We start from the raw sequence: 22,357 nt of genomic DNA on the forward strand, positions 1-22,357 counted from the left end.
CCATTTGCCTTTAAACAAGTGCAAAAAAAAACGCAGCAAAGGATGCGTGCTACAACACGCTCGCCCAGTCAAACTTACGGACGAAGGCTGCGGCCCGGTGCAGGTCGGGGTAGAGCACCCGGTCTTGGGCCACGAAAGCTACTTCCTGGCGGAACGCGGCAAACACCATTTCGAGTGCCTCCGAGCTGCGGGCCGGGCGGCGAAATGCCAGCGCCTGGCAAGCCGTCAGCAACTCAATTCCTAGAATCTGCTCGGCGTTTTCGACCACCCGGCGCGACTTGGTTGCGGCGTTGGCCCCCATGCTCACGTGGTCTTCCTGGCCGTTGCTGCTCACGATGCTGTCCACCGAGGCGGGCGTGCAGAGCTGCTTGTTCTGGCTCACGATGCCGGCGGCGGTGTACTGCGGAATCATCAGGCCCGAGTTCAGGCCGGGCTCGGCCACCAGGTATTGGGGCAGGCCGCGCTGGCCCGAAATCAGCTGGTAAGTCCGCCGCTCCGAGATGCTGCCCAGCTCGGCTACGGCAATGGCCAGGTGGTCGAGGGCCAGGGCCAGGGGCTGGCCGTGGAAGTTGCCGCCGCTCAGTATCAGGTCTTCTTCGGGAAAGATGTTGGGATTGTCGGTGACGGAGTTGCACTCGGTCTCCACTACCTGGGCCACGTAGGCCAGGGCATCGCGCGAGGCCCCGTGCACCTGCGGCTGGCAGCGGAAGGAGTAAGGGTCCTGCACGGCGTGGCGCGGCAGGGTTTGCAGCTCCGAATCAGCCAGCAGCGTGCGCAGTCGCTGGGCTACCAGCACCTGCCCGGCGTGCGGCCGAATGCGGTGCAGGTGCTCATTGAAGGGGTCGGTGCAGCCGCCAAAGGCTTCGGTCGAAAGCGCGCCAATTACGTCGGCCGCGTCGGCCAGGCGCTGGGCCCGCAGCACGCCATCCACCGCGTAGGCCAGCATAAACTGGGTGCCGTTGAGCAGGGCCAAGCCCTCTTTCGCCTGCAGCTCCAACGGCGCCCAGCTAAACAGGCTCATCGCATCGGCTGCGCTCAGGCGGTAGCCCTGGTAGTTCACTTCGCCCAGGCCCAGCAACGGCAGGCACAGGTGCGCCAAAGGCGCCAAATCGCCACTGGCGCCCAGCGAGCCCTGCTCGTACACCACGGGCAGCAGCTCGCGGTTGTACATGGCCACGAGGCGCTCGGCCGTGGCGGGCTGCACGCCGCTGTGGCCATAGCTTAGGCTCTGGGCCTTGAGGAAAAGCATGAGGCGCACAAGGTTTTGCGGCACTTCGGCCCCGGTGCCGCAGGCGTGCGACATCATCAGGTTTACCTGGAGTTGGGCGCGCTCTTCGGGCGCAATGCCAACATTATAGAGCGACCCAAAGCCGGTGTTGATGCCGTAAATCGGGGCGTCGTTGTGGGCCAGGCGCTGGTGCAGGTAGTCGTGGCAGGCGGCGATTTGCGCTTTGGCATCGTCGCCGAGGGTCACGAGGCGGCCGTCCGCCAAAAGGGTTGCCAACGCGGCCAGGGTGAGGGGCTGCGTGGGCGAAATGGTGTGGGTGGGCATTCGGAGGGAAAAACGGGTGGGTTGGGGGTGGCCGCAAAACTAGGGGTATTTCGGCAGCCCGCTGAAAGTAGACCAGGGTAGGGACTGATGCTATGCGGGATGCAGAGGCAATGAAATACATAGTATTTTCATTATATTGTCATTGGTTTCTACCTCCACTTCCTGGTTCCACCCCTTTTCTGCATCCGCTATGAGATACCTGGCTTTTCTCTTTCGCGTGTTGCCTGCTCCTTTCCGTTGGAGCCTGTTGCTGCTCTTACTGCTGGCCGGCCCCGCGCGGGCCCAGTTTTCTGCCACGGCGGCTACTACCCAATTTGTGTGCAACGCCCCCGGCAACCAGTTTGGCGTGCAGGCCGTGGCCGACGGCGCGGGCGGCTCCTTTGTGCTCTGGATTGACAAGCGCAACGGCAACAACACCGGGCTCGGTACTGGCATTTATGCCCAGCACCTGAACGTAGCCGGGGTGCCGCTGCTGGCCGCCAACGGCAGGCGCCTGTTCCAGACGGGCAGCCGCGAGGTTTTCGGCCTGAAAGTGGTGCCCTGGCAGTCGGGCCTGTTGGTGGCCTGGGTGCAGGGCGCGTTTGGCATCGGCGGCGATACGGTGCGCTGCCAGTACTACAGCGCGGCCGGCGACCCGCAATGGCCGATTCCCACCGTGGTGGCCTACCGCACGCTGCCCACCGTCATCTACGAGAGCGAGCAGGGCCTTAATATCATTCCCACCAGTACGGGCGCAACCATTACCCACGCTCTGGCCCTGAATGGCGGCAGCAACCGATTTACCTTCAACAAGATTGGCATGAGCGGGGCGCTGAGCTTCCCCAATAACGACCGGCAGGTGGTGGTGGTGCCCCCGAGTGGCTACCAGCTGGACTACTACCACTCGGTGGGCGACGGCGGCGACGGTTTGTATCTGGTGGCCAGTTCGGCAGGCCTGGGGGCGGAAATTTATGCCCAGCATTTCAACGCATCCGGGGCACCAACCTGGCCGAACTACACGGTTATTTCGGCCGGGGGGGCCTCGGGCCGGGGCTCCGACTGGCTGCCCATCATTGACCCGGCCGGCAACCTCTACGTGGCCTGGACCTCGAATGGCAGCGACCCACTGGTGTCGAAAGTGCTGCCTTCGGGTGCCCTGGGCTGGGCTGCGCCCGGCTACGTGAACCTGTGTACCTACGCCTCGCGCCAGGACACCCCCCACGCCATCTGGCACAGCAATGCCCTCTGGATGATTTGGGAAGACACTCGGGTAGGCACGGGTAGCGCTGATTATGGGTGCTACGCCCAAAAAATTGACGCCGCCGGCACCCTGGCCTGGAGCCCCAGTGGCGTGCCGGTGTACGCGCAGTCGTCAGGCTACCTGCGGCCCAAGCTGGCCCCTTCCGACAACGGCGCGGTAATGGCTTTTTTCAACACTGATACCAATATCACCAACTTCCGGGCCCAGAAAATTCTCCCCACGGGTAGCCTGGCATTCGCCACTGCTGGCGTCATCCTGCACTCGGTGGCCGAAAACCGGCCCGATAACCTCGACTACGTGCCCGTGAGCCAGCCCAATGGCTCGGTGCAAGTGTTCTGGGCGTCGCCCGGTGGTGCGCCCACTAGCCGCGACATCTGCGCCGGCCGCATGCAGAGTTCGGGCACCCTGCTCAGTATCGGGCGCGCCGCCGAAGCGCTGGGCTTTGAAGTGTTTCCTAACCCGGCCACGAATGACCTGAAGCTGCAATTCCCAATGTCGGCCCGGCCTACCAGCCTGCGCCTGTACGACGGGCAGGGCCGCCTAGTGCGGGCCTTTGCCGATGGGACCACGTTGCTGCCGATACGCGGGCTGCCGGTGGGGCTGTATGTGCTGCGGGCCACGCTGGCCGGGGAGGCGGTGAGCCAGCGCGTGGCAGTGGAGTAGCGAAGGAAAGGAAAACAGTAACGTCATGCTTCGACTACGCTCAGCATGACGTTACTGTTTGTTCCGTTTTCGGCCTTTCTTAACCCCGGGATGCGGCTTACTCCGCCGTTAGGGCCGCTACCACCTCGCCCAGTGGCAGCACGCGCTCCACACCGGTCTGCATTATTTTGACTTTCACGACGCCGGTTGCTACTTCCTCCGGCCCCATGATGAGCACCAGCGGAATGCCCTTGGCATCGGCGTACTTGAACTGCACGCCCAGCTTCTTGGCATCGGGATAGAGCTCGGCAGGAATGCCGGCGGCCCGCAGTTGCGCCAGCAGCGGCAGCGCCGCCCGTCCGCTAGCCGCGTCGAAATGCGTGATGAGGCAGCGGGTGGGCGTTTCGCCCGTCACGGTGAACAAATCCAGCGCCTCCAGGCAGTCGTAGAGCCGGTCGACGCCAAACGAGAAGCCCACGCCCGACACACCCGGCAGCCCGAAGGAGCCGGTGAGGTTGTCGTAGCGCCCGCCGCCGCTCACGCTGCCCATCTGCACGTTGTTGATTTTGACTTCGAAAATGCAGCCCGTGTAATAGGAGAGGCCCCGCGCCAGCGTGGGGTCAAATTCCAGCCGGTCGAACTGCTTGAAGCCGGACGCCACCAGTAAATCACGCACCTGCGCCAATTCCGTGAGGCCGCGGTAGTTGGCCGCAGCTTCCTCGTCGGCCGCGTCGGGGCGGGGGCCATCGGGCTCCACACCGGCCGTTACGAAACCCGCCAGCAGGCGCTGCAGCTTCACTTCGTAGCTGCCTTCCACGGTAAGCAGAGCAAACAGCGTTTCGATGTTGGCTGCCGAAAAGCCGCGTTCCAGCAGCTCTTTGGTCACGCCCTCGCGCCCGATTTTGTCGAGCTTGTCAATGGCCACAAACAAACTGCTTTCCATTGCCGCATAACCCCAGGTTTTGCCTGCCAAGTTGAAAGAGGCCGACTTAGTGATTCCTTCTTTGTCCAGGCTTTGAAAAATGGCGTGTAAAACCCCGCGATGGTTGATTTTAATGGTGAAATCATTTAGCCCCAAGCCATTCAACACCTGGGCCATCATCAGCACGATTTCGGCTTCGCAGAGCAGCGAGTCGGTGCCCACGACGTCGGCGTCGCACTGGTAAAACTCGCGGTAGCGGCCGCGCTGGGGGCGGTCGGCGCGCCACACGGGCTGCATCTGGTAGCGCTTGAAGGGGAAGGTGAGCGTGCCCCGGTTCATGGCCACGTAGCGGGCGAAGGGCACGGTGAGGTCGTAGCGCAGGCCTTTTTCGGCTACTTTGGGCAGCAGGGCTTTCGAGCCAACTTCCAAATCGGCCGCCGTCACGTCCTTGGCGAAATCCCCGGAGTTCAGCACTTTAAAGAGCAGCTGGTCGCCTTCATCCCCATACTTGCCCGTGAGCACCGACAGGTTCTCCAGCGTCGGCGTTTCGAGCGGCGCAAAGCCAAACGACTCAAACGTGCGGCGGATAACATTGAAAATGTGCTGGCGGCGCGCCACCTGCGCGGGGCCAAAATCGCGGGTGCCCTTGGGAATACTCGGTTTCTGCATAACTGGGCAAAGGTAACGGCCTGTTACACCTCCACGGGCCCAAACAAAAAAAGCCGCTCCCCTCGGCGGAGGAAAACGGCTTGTGCCGCCCATCGGAGCGTCTACCCCTGGCTTCCGTCCGGTGTCTAATGAGCGCACCCATGCGTCTACTTTGCCAATTCTACTTTGAAATCCTGAATTTGACAGCGTTTTCTAGAGAATTTCAAGCCGCTATTTAGGTGATGATGCCACCCGTACAACCGTGGAAGCGATATATACAAATGCGGGCCGGATAAGGAGGTAAAGCACTGCGCTTATTGCCAAAAATATAGTGCCGATACCCGTTGGCAGCACCCCACCAAAGGTAAACGTCATGCCAATTACAAATCCCAGTAGACACTCTGCCCGATAAATGGGGAATAATAAGGCGAGCGGGAAAAGCAACAATACTAAGTACCCCGCCAGGTTGGTATAGGCGAAAGTAAAAAAGACAGAAAGCAATATCCCAAAGAATAAAGCACCCACGAACCCATAAAATATCTGGTGCTGGTAGTTTATGGGGTTTAAATCATGCTGTTTATTGCGCGCAATTCGCTTATTAAGGCGATAAAATAGAAACCAAGTTAACAGCGGAAGTACAAGCCCACCCCACCAATTAGAAAACGAAGGCAGGTCTTTATCTGCCAGAATATGATGGCTGGGAACTCCACCATGAAAATAACTCCACGCCAATAGAGCCCAGATACCAATTAGTACGAGGGTCGTAAAATAGATACGTACCTTATAAAACGTGTTTTCGTCGATTAAACCTGCTTTCATGTTTTCTGCTCATTAAGTGTTTGCAGTTTTTATCTACTGAGCGAAGCAAAGTAAATCCATTAAAACATTATAATATTCAATATTATGTTTGGAAGTGCTTGGATAGGCTGAAATTAGAAAGAGACCCACGACAGGCATGGCCCGCCAGATTGCTGCCTGGATAGTTGCCGGGTCGAAAACCATCAAAGAAAACCCCGTCGCCGGATGAACCGACGACGGGGCCTTTTTCGCAGAAAGGAAGGAGGAAGGAGGAAGGCTACTCTTTTTTGAACTCAAACTCGCCGCCGCCCTGCTTGAGCTTGAAGGTCGGCTGGTCGGCCGCAAATTCCATGCGCAGGCCGGCCGCATCAAACTTGAACACGTCCTTGCTCACGGCGTCGAGCGCGAAGGCCGGCTGGCCGGTGGCCTGGGCTTTGAGCGTGTTGCCTTCGCGGGTGAAGACAATTTTGAGCGGCATCTGGGCGCTGGCGTAGCTGCCCACGTAGCGGTCGAGGTCGGCCGGGGCGGGGGCAAAACCGGTGGCTTGCAGCTCGGGCTTCAGGGCCACGCGGGCGTCGCGGGCGGCCAGGGCCCAGGCCGTGTGGAAGATGAGCTGGTCGCGGCGGGCCATGGCCGGAAAGTCGATGAACTCCACGTCGTCGGTGGCCTTGTGGTACTGCGGGTGCAGGCCGCTCGTGTAGAAGATAATCGGCACGTTGTGCTTGGCGAAGTTGTAGTGGTCTGAGCGGTAGTAGATGCGCTCGGGGTCGTTCTCGGCGTTGAACTTGTAGTCGAGCGCGATGGGGCTGTACTGCTGGTTGGTGGCTTCGCTCAGGGTGTTGAGCTCGGTGCTGAGGCGGTCGGCGCCCACCAGGTAGAGGTAGTCGCCCTTGCCCTGGTGCAGGCTGTCGACGCGGCCCACCATGTCGATGTTGAGGTCGGTCACCGTCTTTTCGAGCGGGAAAATGGGGTGGTCGGTGTAGTACTGCGAGCCCAGCAGGCCCTCTTCCTCGCCGGTGTTGGCCAGAAACAGGATGCTACGGCGCGGACCGTGGCCGTCCTTCTTGGCCTGCGAAAAGGCGCGGGCCATGGCCAGCACGCTCACCGTGCCCGAGCCGTCGTCGTCGGCCCCGTTGAACACCACGCCGTCCTTGATGCCGAGGTGGTCGTAGTGGGCCGACACCACCAGCACTTCGTCCTTCTTGTCGGAGCCTTCGAGGTAGCCCAGCACGTTTTCGGTGGTGAAAGTTTCCGTTTTGGTAACGAGCTGCAGGGTAGAAGCTGCGGGCTTGAACGTGGACGGAATGGCCTTGCCGGCTTTAGCCACGGCTTTGCGGTACTTGTCGAGGCCGGCGGGGGTGGTGCCCAGCAGCTTGGCGCCCACCTCGGGCGAGGCCATGACAATGTTGAAGCCCGGACGTTTTTTGCCGCCCACAAACGTCAGCCGCTCCTGGTTGATGGCAGGGCCAAAATCAACGGCCCCCTTGGCAAATGCTTCGGCGGTGGGGAACACCATCGTAATGGAGCGGGGCTTCAGGGGAGCCAGCGTGCGCATGCGCAAGCCCAGGTTTGATAGGGTAGTAGTGGCGTAGCCGCCGAGCCCAACGCCGGCCCCAACCAGCGACTTGCCCTGGGCATCCAGGGGTTCGCCCACCAGCAGCACCAGGTCCTTGCCCGTGTAGTCGGCGGCCGTCGCGAAGTCCGAATACTTTTCCTCCTTGATGCCGTAGCCCACAAAGACGGGCTGCGTCGGCTGGGCCGTGCCAAACGTTTCGTCGGCGCTGAAGAAGTAAAAGTCTTTGCCGCCCCGATACGATTTGCCGCCCGCCTTCAGGTTGCTCGCGGCGGCGTCCGCCGACAGGCGGTTCATCTCGAAGTGCTGAATGTAAAGGTTGTCGGAACCTGCCACGGGGCCCGTCAGGCCATCGGCCGCGAAGGCCTTCGCGATGTAATCGGCGGCCATCTTCTGGCCTTTCTTGCCGGTTTCGCGACCTTCATAGGCGTCCGAGGCCAGCACGTCGAGGTCGGCTTTGAGACCGGCGGGCGTGATGGTGGCGGCGTAGGGCAGCGACCAGTCGGTGGGCGCAGCAGCTGGGGCGGCAGTGGCGGCGGCCGCCTCCGTGCGGCCGGGCTTCACTTTAACCTTGATTTTGCCCGATTGGGCCGAAACAGTACCGGCGGCGAGTAAAAACGCGACGGCGAAGGGGATTTTTGTTGACATAGAAGTCAGGAAGGGTGAAAAAAGGGTTGCAGAAAAAGTAGATTGAATGGGCCAATTTCAGGTCCGGCAGAGCGAAACTACGGTTTAAGCAGCACTTGCCAGATTAAATAGAGCAGCTGATGAATCGCTACTTTGTGCCGGGCATTACAGGCCGCAGGGCTAAATCGTCTAATGCTCACGATATGGCAAGATTTATATTCGCAAAGTCCCGCCGCCGGACGAGCTGGCGGCGGGATTGTTTGCAGTAAAAGGCGAAAGAATGGATGGGAAAAAGTACGTGTAGCTAACTCAGCCGCCGAAGCCGCCACCGCCCTGGGGCGCGGCCTCGATGCGGCCGGGCTTGGCTTTGCTGGCGCCGATGTACCAGGTGAAACCCAGCCAGCCCACGCGGCTTTCGTCTTTCGAGTAGCGGGTGCTGCTCAGAGCGTCGGTGGCAATTTCGTTGCGGGACTGCTGGGTGTTCAGCAGGTCGGCGATGCGCAGGGTGAGGGCGGCGCGGTCCGAGAACAGGCGCTGGCGCAGGGCAATGTCAACCTGCCCCGAGGCCAGCTGCCGGCCCTGGGCCGTGAGCTGAGCCGAGCGCACGTTGCCGCTCAGCTGCAGGTCGAGGGTAGGGCGAATGGTGAAGTTGTTGGTGAGGCGAGCGGTAGCAATGAAAGCCGTGCGGTTGTTGCCAATGCCGTTGCCGGCAATCTGGGCGCGGTAGAGACTGGTGCTGGCATTCAGGCGCCACCACTTGGCCAGCGGCTGATTGAGGCTGAACTCGGCCCCGAGGTTGGTGGTGGTGCCCAGGTTGTTGTATGTTTCGGCCGTTACAAGGCCGGCGCCAGTGCCAGCGAGGCGGGTAGCCGTGGTGTCTACGAAGCGCAGGCGCTGGATGGAGTTGGTGGTGATGCGGGCAAACCCGGTGCTGGTAATCGTGGCCTGGCCCACCGTCAGCTGGTGGCCCAGCTCAATGTTGTGGCTGAACTCGGCCTGCAGGCGCGGGTTGCCGAGGCGGTAGCTGCGCGGGTCCTGGTAAATGGCCAGCGGCAGCTGCTGCATGAAGTTGGGGCGGTTCAGGCGGCGGGCGTAGCTCAGCTGCACGCGGTTCTGGCCGGCTTCCTTGCCCAGCTCCCGGCTGATGAGCGCCGAAGGGAAAAAGTTCAGGTAGTCCTGGTTCAGGCTGCCGCGCTGGGCAATGCCCTCGCCACCCGCCACGTCGCCGCTCAAGTGCGTGTACTCGGAGCGCAGGCCGACCTGGGCATTCCATTTCGCACCGAGGCTGTGCTGTGCCGTTACGTAAGCAGCCGGTACAACTTGGTCCGAAGTATAGGTAAGTGAGCGGGCAGGGTCGTTTTGGAAGTCGTTGGGGCGGGTTTCGCTGGCCGCGTAGCCGAAGCCATTGCTGCCTTTGTTGGTCTGGCGCTCCACTTTAGCGCCCACTTCGAGGCGGCCTTTACCATCGGCCAACGGGTGCACATAGTCCACCTGCCCGAACTGGATGTTAGCCAGCAGGTCGAGCTGCTGCCGGGTGCCCGGCTGCGGCACGCCCGCCGACCCGGCCACGGCGTACTGCCGCTGCACCACCGGCACAGTGGCATCAATCACCACCGTGCCGAAGTTGGCCGTCAGTTCACGGCCCTTGTGGGCATCCCAGGTGCGGCGGTAGTTGCCGTCTGCTTCCAAAATTTTCACTTTCACGTCGAGGTCCTGCCGGCCGCGGTTGGCTTGCACCGGGTTGTTGTTGGTTTGCTGGGTCAGGTCCTGGCCTTCGCCCTCCAGGTTGCGCTCGGTACCGGGGCTCACGCTCAAACTCAGGCTTTGGTTTTTGGGCAATTCAAGCTCCACACCCACGTTCACCGAGTGGTTGCGGTGGGTTTCGTATCCTGCTCCCACCTGGGTGGTGCGCACGGTTTCGGCGGAACCAAGTAGAGCGGTTTGCTCGCTGTGGCCGTGGCTGCGGTAGGTAACGTCGCGGCCGTCGTAGCCGGCTTTCCAGGTGGCTTTGCCCACTTTGCGGCTCAAACTCAGGCTGCCGCTGTACTTCTCGGCTGTGCCCAGGTTGATGGCAGCGGTGCCGTTGGTGCCGGAGCGGGTTTCTTTTTTGGTAATCAGGTTGATAACTCCACCACCGCCGGATGCGTCGTATTTAGCCGAGGGGTTGGTAATCACCTCAATCTGGGCGATACGCGAGGCCGGAATCTGGTCGAGGCGCGGGCCGCCGGTGCCGCCGTTGCTCACGCCAGCCGGCTTGCCGTCGATGAGGATGGTGACGTTGGAGGTGCCGCGCATGCTCACCGTGCCGTTCACGTCCACGCTCACCGAGGGCACGTTTTGGAGCACGTTGGCCGCCGTGCCGCCGATGCTGCCCAGGTCCTTGTCCACGTTAATCACGCGCTTGCCGAGGTCTTCCACTACGGCTGCTTTCTGGCCGGTCACCACCACTTCGCTCAGCTTGGTAGCCGCGGCTGCCGCCATTTCAAACGTTGGAAACTCGATGGCCGGCGCGCTGGCCGTCAGGTTGAAGCGGCGGCGCAACACGCGGTAGTTCAGGTCCTGCACCCGCAGCAGGTAGGTGCCGTAAGGCAGATTCAGCGCTTTAAAGCCACCCTGCTCGCTGGTCTGGGCCACGGCTACGAAGGTGGAGTCGGCAGCGCGCAGCAGCAGCACATCCGAGAAGGGGACGGGGTTGCCAGTACCGGCTTCCACCAGGCGGCCGCTCACGTGGCCATTGCCGGCGGTTTGGGCCGTAGCCGCGCTCAGCGGCAGGAGAACAACAGCGGCCGCGCCCAGCAACAGGCGGCCAAAACGGGAAGCAGTGAAAGCGGTGAGGAAGGTTTTCATGATGCAGTCAAAAAGGTGGGGTCGGGCGAGGGCGGCTCAGGTCCGGCAGCGGCCGCGGTTCCGCTGGGGAGGGAGAAGTCCGGGGCCCGAATCCCCGGTGAGTGAAAATCCGCACCAGCTAGCGGGCCGTCTTTGGTACACGCTGACGACAGCTACTAGGCGTTGGATGGAACAAATGTAGAACAGGTACTTTGCAACACAAGGTACTGGCAAAATAAATTTACTTAAAGCAAAGCTTTTAAAAATGTTACCAATTGAAAATCAATTTATAAGCGGATGAAAATATTTTCAGCCGCTTGAACCCATTGAGGTGTAATGAAGCATTCGGATTCAGGGAGTCAGATGCAGAGTTGCTTTTCCAGGTTGCCCAACTCACTTCAAAATTCTTAAAAAGCCAAAAAGGCCCTGACCAATTGGTCGGGGCCTTTGTCAAAGTCGATTAACTGACTGTCTTGCCAGGCGCAGCTGAGGCCGTTGTATCGATTGGTTCACTACCCCACGCGAGATGCCTCGGCTGCGCTCGGCATGACGTTCTCACTCATTCAGACTCGTCTGACTACTTCCGCTTCAAGGGGGCACGGGGTTTGGCTTTGGGCTGCTTCACGGGGTCGGTTACCTGCTGTCCGTTGCGGTAGGTCACGGTGCGGTCCACGGTGGTGCCATCGGCTTGGTAGTAGGTCCACACGCCGCTTTGGCGACTGTTGCGGTACTGCCCGCTCACGGCCACGGTACCATCCTCGCGCAATTCGCGGAAAGGGCCCTGCAACTGGCTACGCACGTAAGTCGTTTCCTTGCGCAGCTTGCCCGAGGAGAAATATTCCTGCCCCACGCCGCCCAGAAAGCCGTTCAGGTAAGGCTGGCGGTTCTGCATCTGGCCATTTTCGAAGTAGGTCGTGCGGTCGCCCACCAGCCGACCGCTGGGGCCGTAGGTTTCGGTTTTGCGCAGGGTCTTGCCGTCGGGGAAGTAGTCGTGCCAATTACCGGCAGGGCGGTTGTTCTTATACTGCTCTTCGGCCTGCACCAACTTGCCCGCTGCATCCTGGTAGCGCACAATTTTGCGGTCTTTGCCGGAGTTGCTGTAGTCGGTTTCCTCGTGCGTGTTGCCGGTCAGGAAGTATTCAACGCCCTTGCCCGTCGGGGTGCCGTTGCGGTAGGTAAGCTTGCTCTTCACCTGGCCGGTCTCAAAGTAGCTAGTGGCTGGTCCATCGAGGGCGGTAGTCCCAGTGGGTGGCATCACGCGCTTGGTCAGGTCGTCGCCGAGCTGGTTTTTTACCGGGCGCTGCGCCAGCGGAGCAGGGGCGTAGGTGCTCTCCGTCTGGAGCTTACCGCTTTGGTAGTAGCTGCGGTAGCGCCCGCGCCCGTTCTTATCGGCCAGTACTTCAACCTCAATCTGATTGTTCGGGTATCGCGTGATGTAGGGACCCGACAATAGCCCGCGCGTAAATGTGCCCTCGCTCTGCACCACGCCGTTGGGGTAGTAAAACTTCACCGCGCCGTTAGGCTGGCCGTTCTCGTAGTTCACTTCCGCCTGGGTTTTACCATCGGGATAGACCGCCTTCAAGGCCCCATTAGGCTGGCCTTTCACCAGCGTCGTTTTCAGTCGAATGGAACCATCGGAGTGGAAGTAGGTCAGCTCGCCGTTGGGTTCGTCGTCTACAAAAAAGCCCGATTGGGCCACTTTCCCGTCGTTGTAATAGGTTTTGAAAGGCCCTTGCCGCACGCCGTCTGCATAAGTTGCTTCTAGCCGCCGCGTACCGGTAGGGTGAAACTCGACGTAGGCCGAGTCGCGCTTGCCCTGCCGGAAGCTGGTTTGCTGCTCCAACTTACCGTTGCGGTAAAACCGCTTGTATGAGCCCTGCGGCACCGTATCGGCGGCCACCAGCGCCGAATACACTTCGTGCTTGTGTTCCTTCAGCGAGTCGTAATAGGTAATCAGTCGTTTCAGCCGCTGCCCGTGCGAAGGCACCGCCAGCAGCAGCAGCAGAAAAAAAGGCAGTAAGTATTTCATAGGCGCAAGAACGCAGGAAATGCTGTTTCCGTGCAGGTGGACGTGGTTGCTAAAATTCAGGCCAAAAAATAAGCCCCGCCGAGTAAAATCGGCGGGGCTCGTTCAAATCAGCAGGGTAAAGCCTACAAGGCCTCTACCACAATAGCGCTGGCGCCGCCGCCGCCGTTGCAGATGCCGGTGACGCCGATTTTGCCGCCTTCGTTCTTCAGCACGCTCATCAGCGTGGTCACGATGCGCGCGCCCGAAGCGCCCAGCGGGTGGCCCAGGCTCACAGCGCCGCCGTAGGCATTCACTTTGGTGCCTTCCAGGTTCAGAAGCTTATTATTGGCCAGGCTCACCACCGAGAAGGCTTCGTTGATTTCGTAGAAGTCCACGTCAGCAGCCGTTTTGCCGGCGTTTTTCAGGGCTTTCGGAATTGCCAGCGCGGGCGAAGTTGTGAACCACTCCGGCGCTTGCTCGGCATCGGCGAAGCCCAGGATGCGGCCGATAGGCTTCAGGCCTAGCTCTTCGGCTTTCTCGCGGCTCATCAGCAGCACGGCGGCCGCGCCGTCGTTCAGGGTCGAAGCGTTGGCAGCCGTTACGGTGCCGTCTTTCGTAAAGGCGGCGCGCAAACCGGGCAGCTTGGCGAAATCCACTTTGAGGTATTCCTCATCGTCTTCCACCACGGTGGTTTTGCCGCGAACCTCAATGCTTACGGGCACGATTTCGTCCTTCTTCTTGCCGGCTTTAGCAGCTGCCGCGCTACGGGTGTAGCTCTCGATGGCAAAAGCATCCTGCTGCTCGCGGGTGAAGCCCATTTCCTTGGCCGTGTTCTCAGCCGCGTTGCCCATGGCGTAGTCGTTGTAGGGGTCCCACAGGCCGTCGCGCACAAGGCCGTCAATCATCTGGCCGTGGCCATATTTCGCGCCGAAACGGGCCTTGTCGAGGTAGTAGGGCACGTTGCTCATGCTCTCCATTCCGCCGGCCAGCACCACGTCCGACTGCCCCAGCATAATGCTCTGGGCACCCATCATAATGGCTTTTGAACCCGAGGCGCACACTTTGTTCACGGTCGTGCACTCCACGGTATCCGGCAGGCCGGCTTTTTTGGCGGCCTGCCGGGCCGGAGCCTGGCCCAGGTTGGCCGAAATCACGTTGCCCATAATCACCTGGTTCACTTCCGAACCGGCTACGCCAGCCTTGTCGAGCGCGCCCTTCAAGGCGATGGCGCCCAGCTCGGTAGCCGACAGCGAAGCGAGGGCCCCGCCAAACGAGCCAATCGGCGTGCGAACCGCCGAGATGATGACAACTTCTTTAATTTGCATAATCAGGAAAATAAGAGGGTTGGGGGTGGGAGGTTGAATCTGGCCGCAAAAGTACGGAGAATGCCGCCGAGGGCGGGCTAGTTATTAGTTGCTCGTTGTCAGTTGGTAGTACAACGCGTTGGTACAACTCATAACTGGAACAACACGACGTTGCCACCAAAAAAACTTTCCCATTCACCTGGAGCCTGATAACAAACAACAGACAACTAAAAACACCTACCACGTGGGGCGGCTGGGGTCAGGCTTCTGCGTAGCCGGGCGCGTGCGCTGCTGCAGGTATTGCTGCTCCTGCGCCCGCAGCGTCTCCAGCAGCTGGCGGGCCTGCGCGGGGCTCAGGCTCATGGCCTGCAGTCGTTCGCGTTGAGTTTGCAGCGACAGGTCGGCCGCGGTAGCTGCGTCTGAGCCCGGACGGCGGCTCCGGTTATTGGGCGAGGCAGCTCCATTGCCCGTGTTGCGGTCAAGCCCGCGCTGGGCTCCGGGGCTATCCCCGCTGGCGGTGGGTTGCGGCGTACCGGTCCCGGGCGTGCGGTTGCCGGCCGCCGCCCCAGGCATGGCCGAGGGCTGGCGGTTGTCGGGCTGCCCGGCAGCATCGGGGCGCGGAACCGGGGGCGTGCCGGCGCTGGGGGCCGGCTTGGTATCGTTGATTTCGCCCTTGCGGTCGGAGCCGACTTTCTCCGCGGGCTTGTTGGGCTGCGCGCCGTTCTTGTCGGGGGCCGTTTTAGGCGATGTTGCCGAAGCGGATGGGGGCGGTGGGGGCAACTGTGGGCGGTTGGGCCGTTGGGCCAGATAGTCGCTAACCACTTCAAAGTCGTAGCGCGCACCCGCATTGGCCGGGTCCAAAACAACGGCCTGGCGTAGCAGATTAGCAGCTTGAGCCAGCTCCCCGCGTCCGGCTGCCAGCACTGCCAGTTGCTGGCGTGCCACGCTGCTCAGCCGGGCGGGGCTGCCAGCCAGCAAGCGTCCATAGGTTGCCTGAGCCGCCCCAGTTAGCCCGGCGCGGGCTTGGGCATGGCCTAGGTTCAGCACCAAGCGCGGGTCGGGCGTCGTGCGCGGGCTGGCCGTAGCCAGCGCATTTTGGAACGAACGGGCCGCTAGCAGCGCTTCACCGCGCCGGTAAGCAGTGGTTGCATCGGCAACGGCTACGTTGCGGTCGCGCACCATTGTAAGCAGGCGCAATCCTGGCACGCCCAAGGCCAGTAGCAGCAATAGCACACCGGTTTTCATGGGCGAATAACCGTTATGGTGAGCACAACATCGAGCGCCAGTAGTAACAACGCGGCCGCCAGCGGGTAGCGGTAGCGGTTGTCGGCCACGGCAATGGTGCGCACTTGCTCAGCCGGTCCTTGCATGGTCCGCAGGGCGCGCAGAAGCGGCTCGAAGCCGTTGGCTTGGTTGTTCAACGCAAAGTATTGCCCACCCGTCTGGGCTGCCAACTGCAATAGCGGGGCTTCCCGCAACCGCGTCAGAGCTGCCTGGCCTCGGCCATCGAGTACGAGTCCCCCAGCCGCCTTAGGAATTTTACTGCCCGCCGCCGTTCCTACGCCCACTGGGTACACCCGCGCCCCGGTGCGGGCCAAAGCTCGTAGGGTCGGTTCTAGGTTTTCGCCGAAGTCTTCGCCGTCGCTCACCACTACCAGTGCCGTGGCCCGGGGCGGCGTGCCGGCCGTCGGCCGGGCCGGAACTCCGCTCAGCCGGGCCAATACCAGTTCCAATGGCGCGCGCAGGGTGGTAGGGCCGGGCGGCAGCAGCCCCGTGCGCAGGGTGCCCAGAAAGGTGAGCACGGCGTCCTGGTCGTACGTGAGCGGGCATTGCACCACCGCCTCGGCCCCGAAGGCTACCACCCCCAGCCGGTCGGCCGGAAACTGGGCCACCAGTTCGCGCAATTCGGCCTGGGTGCGCAGTAGGCGCGAAGGGGCCACGTCGGCTGCGTCCATCGAGCGTGATACATCAACCAGCAGCCACACGTCCTTCCCGGCTGTTCGCACGGCGCTCTGGCTCACGCCCAGCGAGGGGCCCAGGGCCGCTGCCAGTAGCAGCGCCCCGGCCGTAACTCGCAGCACCATTTTCCAGCCGCGGTGCCGGGCGCGGCGGCCCAGCAGGTGGGCCAGTTGGCCGCTGCGTCGCCAGTGCCAGCCCAGCAGGAGCAGGGCCAAGGCCAGCAGCAGCGCGGCAGGTATAAAATCAGGATAGGCCCAGTTCAGCAAGTTACGTTTGGTTAGGCCCCAATATTACGGCCGAATGCCCGGTCGAACCCTCCCGACGGCTGCCGGAGCCCCCACGGCTGGCCACTATCTTTTTTCGATTTTCTGATAAATTTTTTACAAAAAGTGCGGTCCTTTCACATCGGCCCGTATATTTGCACCCGCTTCGAACGGAAGCGAAGACCACTGGAGAAGTGGGTGAGTGGCTGAAACCAGTAGTTTGCTAAACTGCCGTAGCTCTAAAGGTTACCGGGGGTTCGAATCCCCCCTTCTCCACGATAATGTTGGGTTGCGAAAGCAGCTTGTTGGGGCTCCAACCGACAAGTAGTTATCTAAACTCAACATTATTTTTTCCTCGGGGTGTAGCGTAGCCCGGTATCGCGCCTGGTTTGGGACCAGGAGGTCGTAGGTTCGAATCCTGCCACCCCGACTTGTTTGTTGCCCCGTTTTCGACCCCGTAGCTCAGCTGGATAGAGCAACTACCTTCTAAGTAGTCGGTCTTTGGTTCGAATCCAAACGGGGCCACCAAGTCCTATCAAAAGCCACCCCTCGGGGTGGCTTTTGTCGTTTCCAGGGCTTATGCGGTTGGCTGTCAGCTTACCCGCCGCTATTTGGCTGCAACGCCTTGAAACGCACCAATAAAAATGAAAAAATCCCGAGGAAAAAACCGCGAAAACTACTCAAAATGGGATTAAATATGTACTTTTGAGTGTTCAGTACCTAGCTGCCCGATGGGCAGTTTTACGACTTGATTTAACTACGCCCACATGAGCGAAACGAAAGAAACAATGGCGCAGTCGGACTATTCAGCCGACAGCATTCAAGTACTTGAAGGTTTGGAGGCCGTACGCAAACGGCCCAGCATGTACATCGGCGACACCGGCCTCAAGGGCCTCCACCACTTGGTGTGGGAAGTGGTCGATAACTCCATCGACGAAGCCCTCGCCGGGCACTGCGACCTGATTAACGTTACCATCAACGAAAACAACTCCATCACCGTCCGCGACAACGGCCGCGGCATTCCCGTCGACTGGCACGCCAAGGAAGGCAAGTCGGCCCTGGAAGTGGTGCTGACCGTGCTGCACGCCGGTGGCAAGTTCGATAAGGGCTCCTACAAGGTATCAGGTGGCCTGCACGGCGTGGGTGTGAGCTGCGTGAACGCACTCAGCACCGACCTGAAGGTGACCGTGCGCCGCAATGGCCACAAGTACGAGCAGGAGTATAAAATCGGCTTCCCGCAGTACCCCGTGAAGGAAGTGGGCGACACGGCCGAGCACGGTACTGAAGTACAGTTCCTGCCCGATGCCAGCATCTTCACCGAAACCGTGTACCAGTACGACAAGGTGGCTGGTCGCCTGCGTGACCTCTCGTACCTGAACAAGGGCATCCGCATTACCCTCACCGACCGCCGTGAAACGGTGGAAGACGGCAGCTTCCGGGGCGAGGAGTTCTACTCGACCGGCGGCCTGCGCGACTTCGTGCAGTACCTCGACGGCGAGCAGCGGCCCTCGCTGCTGTCGGAGCCCATTTACGTGGAGAGCGAGAAGGGCGGCACGCCCGTGGAAGTAGCCCTGCAGTACAATACTTCGTACCAGGAAAACGTCTATTCCTACGTCAACAACATCAACACCATTGAGGGTGGCACGCATGTAGCGGGCTTCCGCTCGGCGGTGACGCGGGTGTTGAAAACCTACGGCGACAAGAACAAGCTGTTCGAGAAAGCCAAAGTAGATATCACCGGCGACGACTTCCGTGAGGGCCTGACGGCCGTTATCTCGGTGAAGGTGATGGAGCCGCAGTTCGAAGGCCAAACCAAAACCAAGCTCGGCAACTCCGAGGTGAGCGGCGCGGTAAACTCGGTGGTAGGGGAAATCCTGACCCAGTACCTGGACGAGAACCCCAACCAGGCCAACCGCATTATGGAGAAGGTGATTCTGGCCGCCAAGGCCCGTATTGCCGCCCGTAAGGCCAAGGACATGGTGCAGCGCAAAGGCGTGCTGTCGTCGAACAGCCTGCCGGGCAAGCTGGCCGACTGCTCGGAGTCGGACCCGGCCATCTGCGAACTGTACCTGGTCGAAGGTGACTCGGCTGGTGGCACGGCTAAGCAAGGCCGCAACCGCGCGTTTCAGGCCATTATGCCGCTGCGCGGTAAAATCCTGAACGTGGAGAAAGCCCAGGAGCACCGCATTCTGGAGAACGAGGAAATCCGGAACATGATTACGGCGCTGGGCGTGAGCTTCAACGAGCGCAAGTCGCTGGCCTTTACGACCGATGACACGGGTGTGGAAACCGGTCCGCTGAACTTCGACAAGCTGCGCTATCACAAGGTCATCATCATGACCGACGCTGATATCGACGGCTCGCACATCCGCACCCTGATTCTGACCTTTTTCTTCCGCTACATGCGCGAGCTGGTCGACCGGGGCTACATCTACATCGCCCTGCCGCCGCTCTACCTCGTGAAGCGCGGCAAAGAGGAGCGCTACTGCTGGACCGAGGAGGAGCGTGCCGCGGCCCAGGCGGACCTCGGCCGCGGCAAGCCCGAAACGGTGAACGTGCAGCGTTACAAAGGTCTCGGCGAGATGAATGCTGAGCAGCTCTGGACGACGACCATGCAGCCCATTACCCGCACCCTGAAACAAGTAACAGTAGAGTCCGCTGCTGAGGCCGACCACCTGTTCTCGATGCTGATGGGCGACGAGGTAGCGCCCCGCCGCGAATTCATTGAGCGCAACGCCAAATACGCCAAGCTGGACGTTTAATCGTCCGCTTGCTTATGAAAGGCCCGCTGCAAAGCGGGCCTTTTCTTTTTATTTCCCGTCATGCAGAGCGCAGCGAAGCATCTTGCGTGCATTAGTGACTATTTACTAATCAATTCCAAACTAATGCGGCAATTAATTTCTTCCGGCGCTCCGTGGGAGCTTATTGTGGGCTACTCCCGGGCCGTGCGCGTGGGCAATGTGGTGGAAGTGGCCGGCACCACCGCGCAGGATGGCGACGTTATTACGGGTGGAGCCGATGTGTATGCCCAGACCAAGCGCATATTGGAGAAAATCGGCGAGGCTCTTCAAGCTGCTGGCGCTTCGTTTGCCGACGTAGTGCGCACGCGAATGTTCGTGACGGATATTGCGCAGTGGGAAGCCGTGGGCCGGGCGCACGGCGAAATATTTGGTGAAATCCGGCCGGTAACTTCGATGGTGGAAGTACGGGCGCTGATTGACCCGCGATTGTTAGTTGAAATTGAGGCCACAGCCATTATTTCCACGTAATAGCTTATTAACGGGCGGCGGCTTACGTATTTTGCCCTGCAATTCCACTATCCGATATGAAGCTCTTTAAGTCCTCCGACCTTATCCGCAAAAGCAAGTACATCAGCCGCGACTTGAGCTGGCTGCGGTTTAACTACCGGGTGCTCGACCAGGTGCAGGATTCTAGTCGGGCGCTGTTTGATAAGCTTAAGTTTCTGGCCATCACCAGCTCCAACCTCGACGAATTTTTCATGATTCGGGTAGGGTCGTTGTATAACTACCTCGACTACGGCAAGGAGCGCATCGACTACTCGGGCCTGCGCGAATTGCCTTTTCGGCGCAAGCTGCTCGATTTTGCGCATCGCTTCGTGAACGACCAGAGCCTGACCTACCTGAATGAATTGAAGCCGAACTTCGAGAAGAATGGCTTCAATATTCTGAAGATGAGCGACCTGACGGAGCTGGAAGTGAAGAAAGCCGATGGCTACTTCAAGAACACTGTGTTTCCGCTGCTCACGCCGATGGTGTACGACTCGTACCACGGCTTCCCGCTGATGATGAACCAGATGCTCATCTTTGGAGTGGTGACGCGCATTGGCAACGGCTTGGCAGTGGGCTTGGATGGCGAGGCGGAGAAAGGGCAGGAGCGTCTCACCTTCGTGCAGATTCCCCAGAACCTGACGCGATTTTTCGAGCTCACGCGCAAGGACAAGGTCATTTTTGTGCCCATTGAGGAAGTTGTGCGCGAGTTTCTGCCGCGCTTGTTCCGCAACGTGGAGATTATCTCGGCCGACCTTTTCCGTATTACCCGCAACGGGGACTTCACCCTGGAAGAGTCGGACGACATCGACAACGACTTTATCAAGGAGATTCAGGTGGGCCTGAAAACCCGCAAGCGCGGCCGCGTGGTGCGCGTGGAAGTGGAGCCCAACGCCTCGCCGGTGCTGATGAACGTGCTGCGCGAGCGGTGGAACATCGACAATGGCAACGTTTTCGTCATCAATTCGCTGATAGACTTGAAGGGATTGTGGCAGATTGTGCGCCACCCCAACTTCCGGGGCCGGGCCGCCAAAACGCCGGCTTCGGTGCCGCCGCTGAGCCTGCCCGAGGGCGCCGACGATAACCTGTTCGAATACCTCAAGCACCACGACGTGCTGCTGCACCACCCCTACAATAGCATCGAGCCCATGGTACGGCTGCTGGAGCAGGCAGCGGTGGACCCGCACGTGCTGGGCATTAAGCAAACCATCTACCGCCTGGCCGACGACTCGCGTGTATCGGCCGCACTGCTCAAGGCGGCGGAAAACGGCAAGCACGTTTCGGTGCTGTTCGAGGTGAAGGCCCGTTTTGACGAGGAGAAGAACATTCGCGAAGGGGCGCGGCTGGAAAAGGCTGGCTGCTTCGTGATTTACGGGGTGAGCAAGTACAAGACGCACACCAAGCTGCTCATGATTATCCGCAAGGAAGGTGAGAAGGTGACGCGCTACGTGCACATCGGCTCGGGCAACTACAACGAGCAAACCTCGCGCCTGTACACCGATGTAAGTTTGCTGACGACCAACGATGTGTACGGCCACGACGTGTCAGAATTCTTCAACGTCATCACTGGCCACTCGCAGCCCGACGATTACGAATACCTCATCACCGCGCCCAAGGACATGCGCCAGCAGCTCATCCACCTCATTCGGGAGGAAGTGAAACATGCCAAGAAAGGGCACCAGAGCGGCATTGTGATGAAAATGAACTCCTTGGAAGACAAGGAGATTATCGACGAGTTTTACAAGGCGGCAAAGGCGGGCGTGCCCATTCGCTTTATCGTGCGCGGCATTTGCTGCCTGCGGCCGGGGCGGCCGGGCCTGAGCGAGAACATCGAGGTGCGCAGCATTGTGGGCGAATACTTGGAGCACACGCGCCTGTTCTACTTCCACAACGGCGGCGACGCCAAGGTGTACGCCGGCTCGGCCGACATCATGGTGCGTTCGTTTGACCGGCGTATTGAGGCACTGTTCCTGATTGTGAACCCGCAGCTGCGGCGCGAGGCCATCAATATTCTGATGATGAACATGATGGACAACCAGAATAGCTACGTGATGCGCGAGGACGGCGCGTACATCCGCCAGCGCCCGGCCCCCGGCGAGCCGGTGGTGAACGTGCACAAGGACTTCTTCAAGCGCGATGAGGCGCTGCTGGCAACCGCTACACCCGAAGGTCTGCTGGCCTTGCTCGGGGTGCAAGACCAGCGCCGCATCGATGTTGCGGCTGCCCTGGAAGCTTCCGAAGAAGCCGCCGCACTGTCAGCAATAGAGGCGATTGAAGCTAAAGCAGCCGAAGCGGCGGATGATGCCGACGAGTCGTTCGGCGAAGGCGAGCACGACGAGGTGTGCGAAGAGGATGCAACGCCCGTTGGTCACGTTGATGAAGCGGTCGTGGGCGCAGTGAAGGCATAACTGCGCCGGCTGTCATTATGAATGAAGCGCTACGCGGAAAATCCTGAAGTATAAAAAAGCCCCAGCACCGTACGGTGCCTTGTTCTTACCCAAAACGCTTTGCCTGCCTGCTGGCGGCACTTGGCCGGTCCGGTCCGACCGCCCTAGGCGGTCCGACCGGTTGAAGAACCCCCGGTTTCGCTCCGCCAACAACCGGTCGGACCGGAGCAACAACCGCCGTTTTGGGTAAGGACAAGGCACCGTACGGTACTGGGGCTTTTTCGCGTTTAAAAGGGCTTGTCATATTATCGTGTTACTTGC

The 22,357-nt window shown here is 60.4% G+C and carries 13 protein-coding genes and 3 tRNA genes; 7 read left to right on the forward strand and 9 right to left on the reverse strand.

Annotated elements, in window-relative coordinates; translation table 11 throughout:
* Window positions 1-49: 49 nt before the first annotated feature.
* Entirely contained in the window at window positions 50-1,552 is a 1,503-nt protein-coding gene (gene hutH / locus ABD837_RS00880) for a histidine ammonia-lyase (RefSeq protein WP_345049178.1), read from the reverse strand.
* Window positions 1,553-1,742: 190 nt separating this feature from the next.
* On the opposite strand from hutH, the gene ABD837_RS00885 reads away from it, so the two are divergent.
* Complete coding sequence (locus ABD837_RS00885) at window positions 1,743-3,455, forward strand: T9SS type A sorting domain-containing protein (RefSeq protein WP_345049181.1); 1,713 nt, start codon at window positions 1,743-1,745, stop codon at window positions 3,453-3,455.
* Window positions 3,456-3,552: 97 nt separating this feature from the next.
* On the opposite strand, the gene hisS is transcribed toward ABD837_RS00885, so the two are convergent.
* The 8 genes from hisS to ABD837_RS00925 all read right to left on the reverse strand — a co-directional run bounded on the left by hisS (window position 3,553) and on the right by ABD837_RS00925 (window position 16,365).
* A complete protein-coding gene (hisS, locus tag ABD837_RS00890; RefSeq protein ID WP_345049182.1) occupies window positions 3,553-5,025 on the reverse strand; it encodes a histidine--tRNA ligase in 1,473 nt (490 codons plus the stop codon).
* Window positions 5,026-5,235: 210 nt separating this feature from the next.
* Window positions 5,236-5,823, reverse strand: a complete 588-nt coding sequence (locus ABD837_RS00895) for a hypothetical protein (RefSeq protein WP_345049184.1) — start codon at window positions 5,821-5,823, stop codon at window positions 5,236-5,238.
* A gap of 256 nt (window positions 5,824-6,079) precedes the next feature.
* Window positions 6,080-8,023, reverse strand: coding sequence for a M28 family peptidase (locus ABD837_RS00900; protein ID WP_345049186.1), 1,944 nt, complete (start codon window positions 8,021-8,023; stop codon window positions 6,080-6,082).
* Window positions 8,024-8,311: 288 nt separating this feature from the next.
* Window positions 8,312-10,849, reverse strand: coding sequence for a TonB-dependent receptor domain-containing protein (locus ABD837_RS00905; RefSeq protein WP_345049188.1), 2,538 nt, complete (start codon window positions 10,847-10,849; stop codon window positions 8,312-8,314).
* A 556-nt stretch (window positions 10,850-11,405) separates the two neighbouring features.
* Window positions 11,406-12,857 carry a toxin-antitoxin system YwqK family antitoxin gene (locus ABD837_RS00910; RefSeq protein WP_345049190.1) on the reverse strand — a complete coding sequence of 484 codons (1,452 nt, stop codon included), beginning with the start codon at window positions 12,855-12,857 and terminating at the stop codon, window positions 11,406-11,408.
* 122 nt (window positions 12,858-12,979) lie between these two features.
* Window positions 12,980-14,161 (reverse strand): acetyl-CoA C-acyltransferase, encoded by a 1,182-nt coding sequence (locus ABD837_RS00915; protein WP_345049191.1) that lies wholly within the window; start codon window positions 14,159-14,161, stop codon window positions 12,980-12,982.
* Between the two features lie 216 nt (window positions 14,162-14,377).
* Window positions 14,378-15,385 (reverse strand): hypothetical protein, encoded by a 1,008-nt coding sequence (locus tag ABD837_RS00920; protein ID WP_345049192.1) that lies wholly within the window; start codon window positions 15,383-15,385, stop codon window positions 14,378-14,380.
* The gene (locus tag ABD837_RS00925) at window positions 15,382-16,365 is read right to left on the reverse strand and encodes a VWA domain-containing protein (RefSeq protein WP_345049195.1); all 984 of its coding nucleotides are present in this window, start codon (window positions 16,363-16,365) and stop codon (window positions 15,382-15,384) included. Before ABD837_RS00925 ends, ABD837_RS00920 begins: the two co-directional genes overlap by 4 nt.
* 185 nt (window positions 16,366-16,550) lie before the next feature.
* On the opposite strand from ABD837_RS00925, the gene ABD837_RS00930 reads away from it, so the two are divergent.
* The 6 genes from ABD837_RS00930 to ppk1 all read left to right on the forward strand — a co-directional run bounded on the left by ABD837_RS00930 (window position 16,551) and on the right by ppk1 (window position 22,057).
* Window positions 16,551-16,638, forward strand: a tRNA-Ser gene (locus tag ABD837_RS00930).
* A gap of 80 nt (window positions 16,639-16,718) precedes the next feature.
* Window positions 16,719-16,792: transfer RNA gene (locus tag ABD837_RS00935), tRNA-Pro, on the forward strand.
* Window positions 16,793-16,813: 21 nt separating this feature from the next.
* Window positions 16,814-16,890, forward strand: a tRNA-Arg gene (locus tag ABD837_RS00940).
* Window positions 16,891-17,129: 239 nt separating this feature from the next.
* Window positions 17,130-19,124, forward strand: a complete 1,995-nt coding sequence (gene gyrB / locus ABD837_RS00945; protein ID WP_345049197.1) for a DNA topoisomerase (ATP-hydrolyzing) subunit B — start codon at window positions 17,130-17,132, stop codon at window positions 19,122-19,124.
* A 123-nt stretch (window positions 19,125-19,247) separates the two neighbouring features.
* Window positions 19,248-19,631 carry a RidA family protein gene (locus tag ABD837_RS00950; protein WP_345049199.1) on the forward strand — a complete coding sequence of 128 codons (384 nt, stop codon included), beginning with the start codon at window positions 19,248-19,250 and terminating at the stop codon, window positions 19,629-19,631.
* A gap of 56 nt (window positions 19,632-19,687) precedes the next feature.
* Window positions 19,688-22,057, forward strand: coding sequence for a polyphosphate kinase 1 (ppk1, locus tag ABD837_RS00955; RefSeq protein WP_345049201.1), 2,370 nt, complete (start codon window positions 19,688-19,690; stop codon window positions 22,055-22,057).
* The last annotated feature ends 300 nt before the right edge of the window (window positions 22,058-22,357 follow it).

Origin of the sequence: Hymenobacter glaciei (assembly GCF_039539585.1) — a bacterium.
Classification (GTDB): Bacteria; Bacteroidota; Bacteroidia; order Cytophagales; family Hymenobacteraceae; genus Hymenobacter; species Hymenobacter glaciei.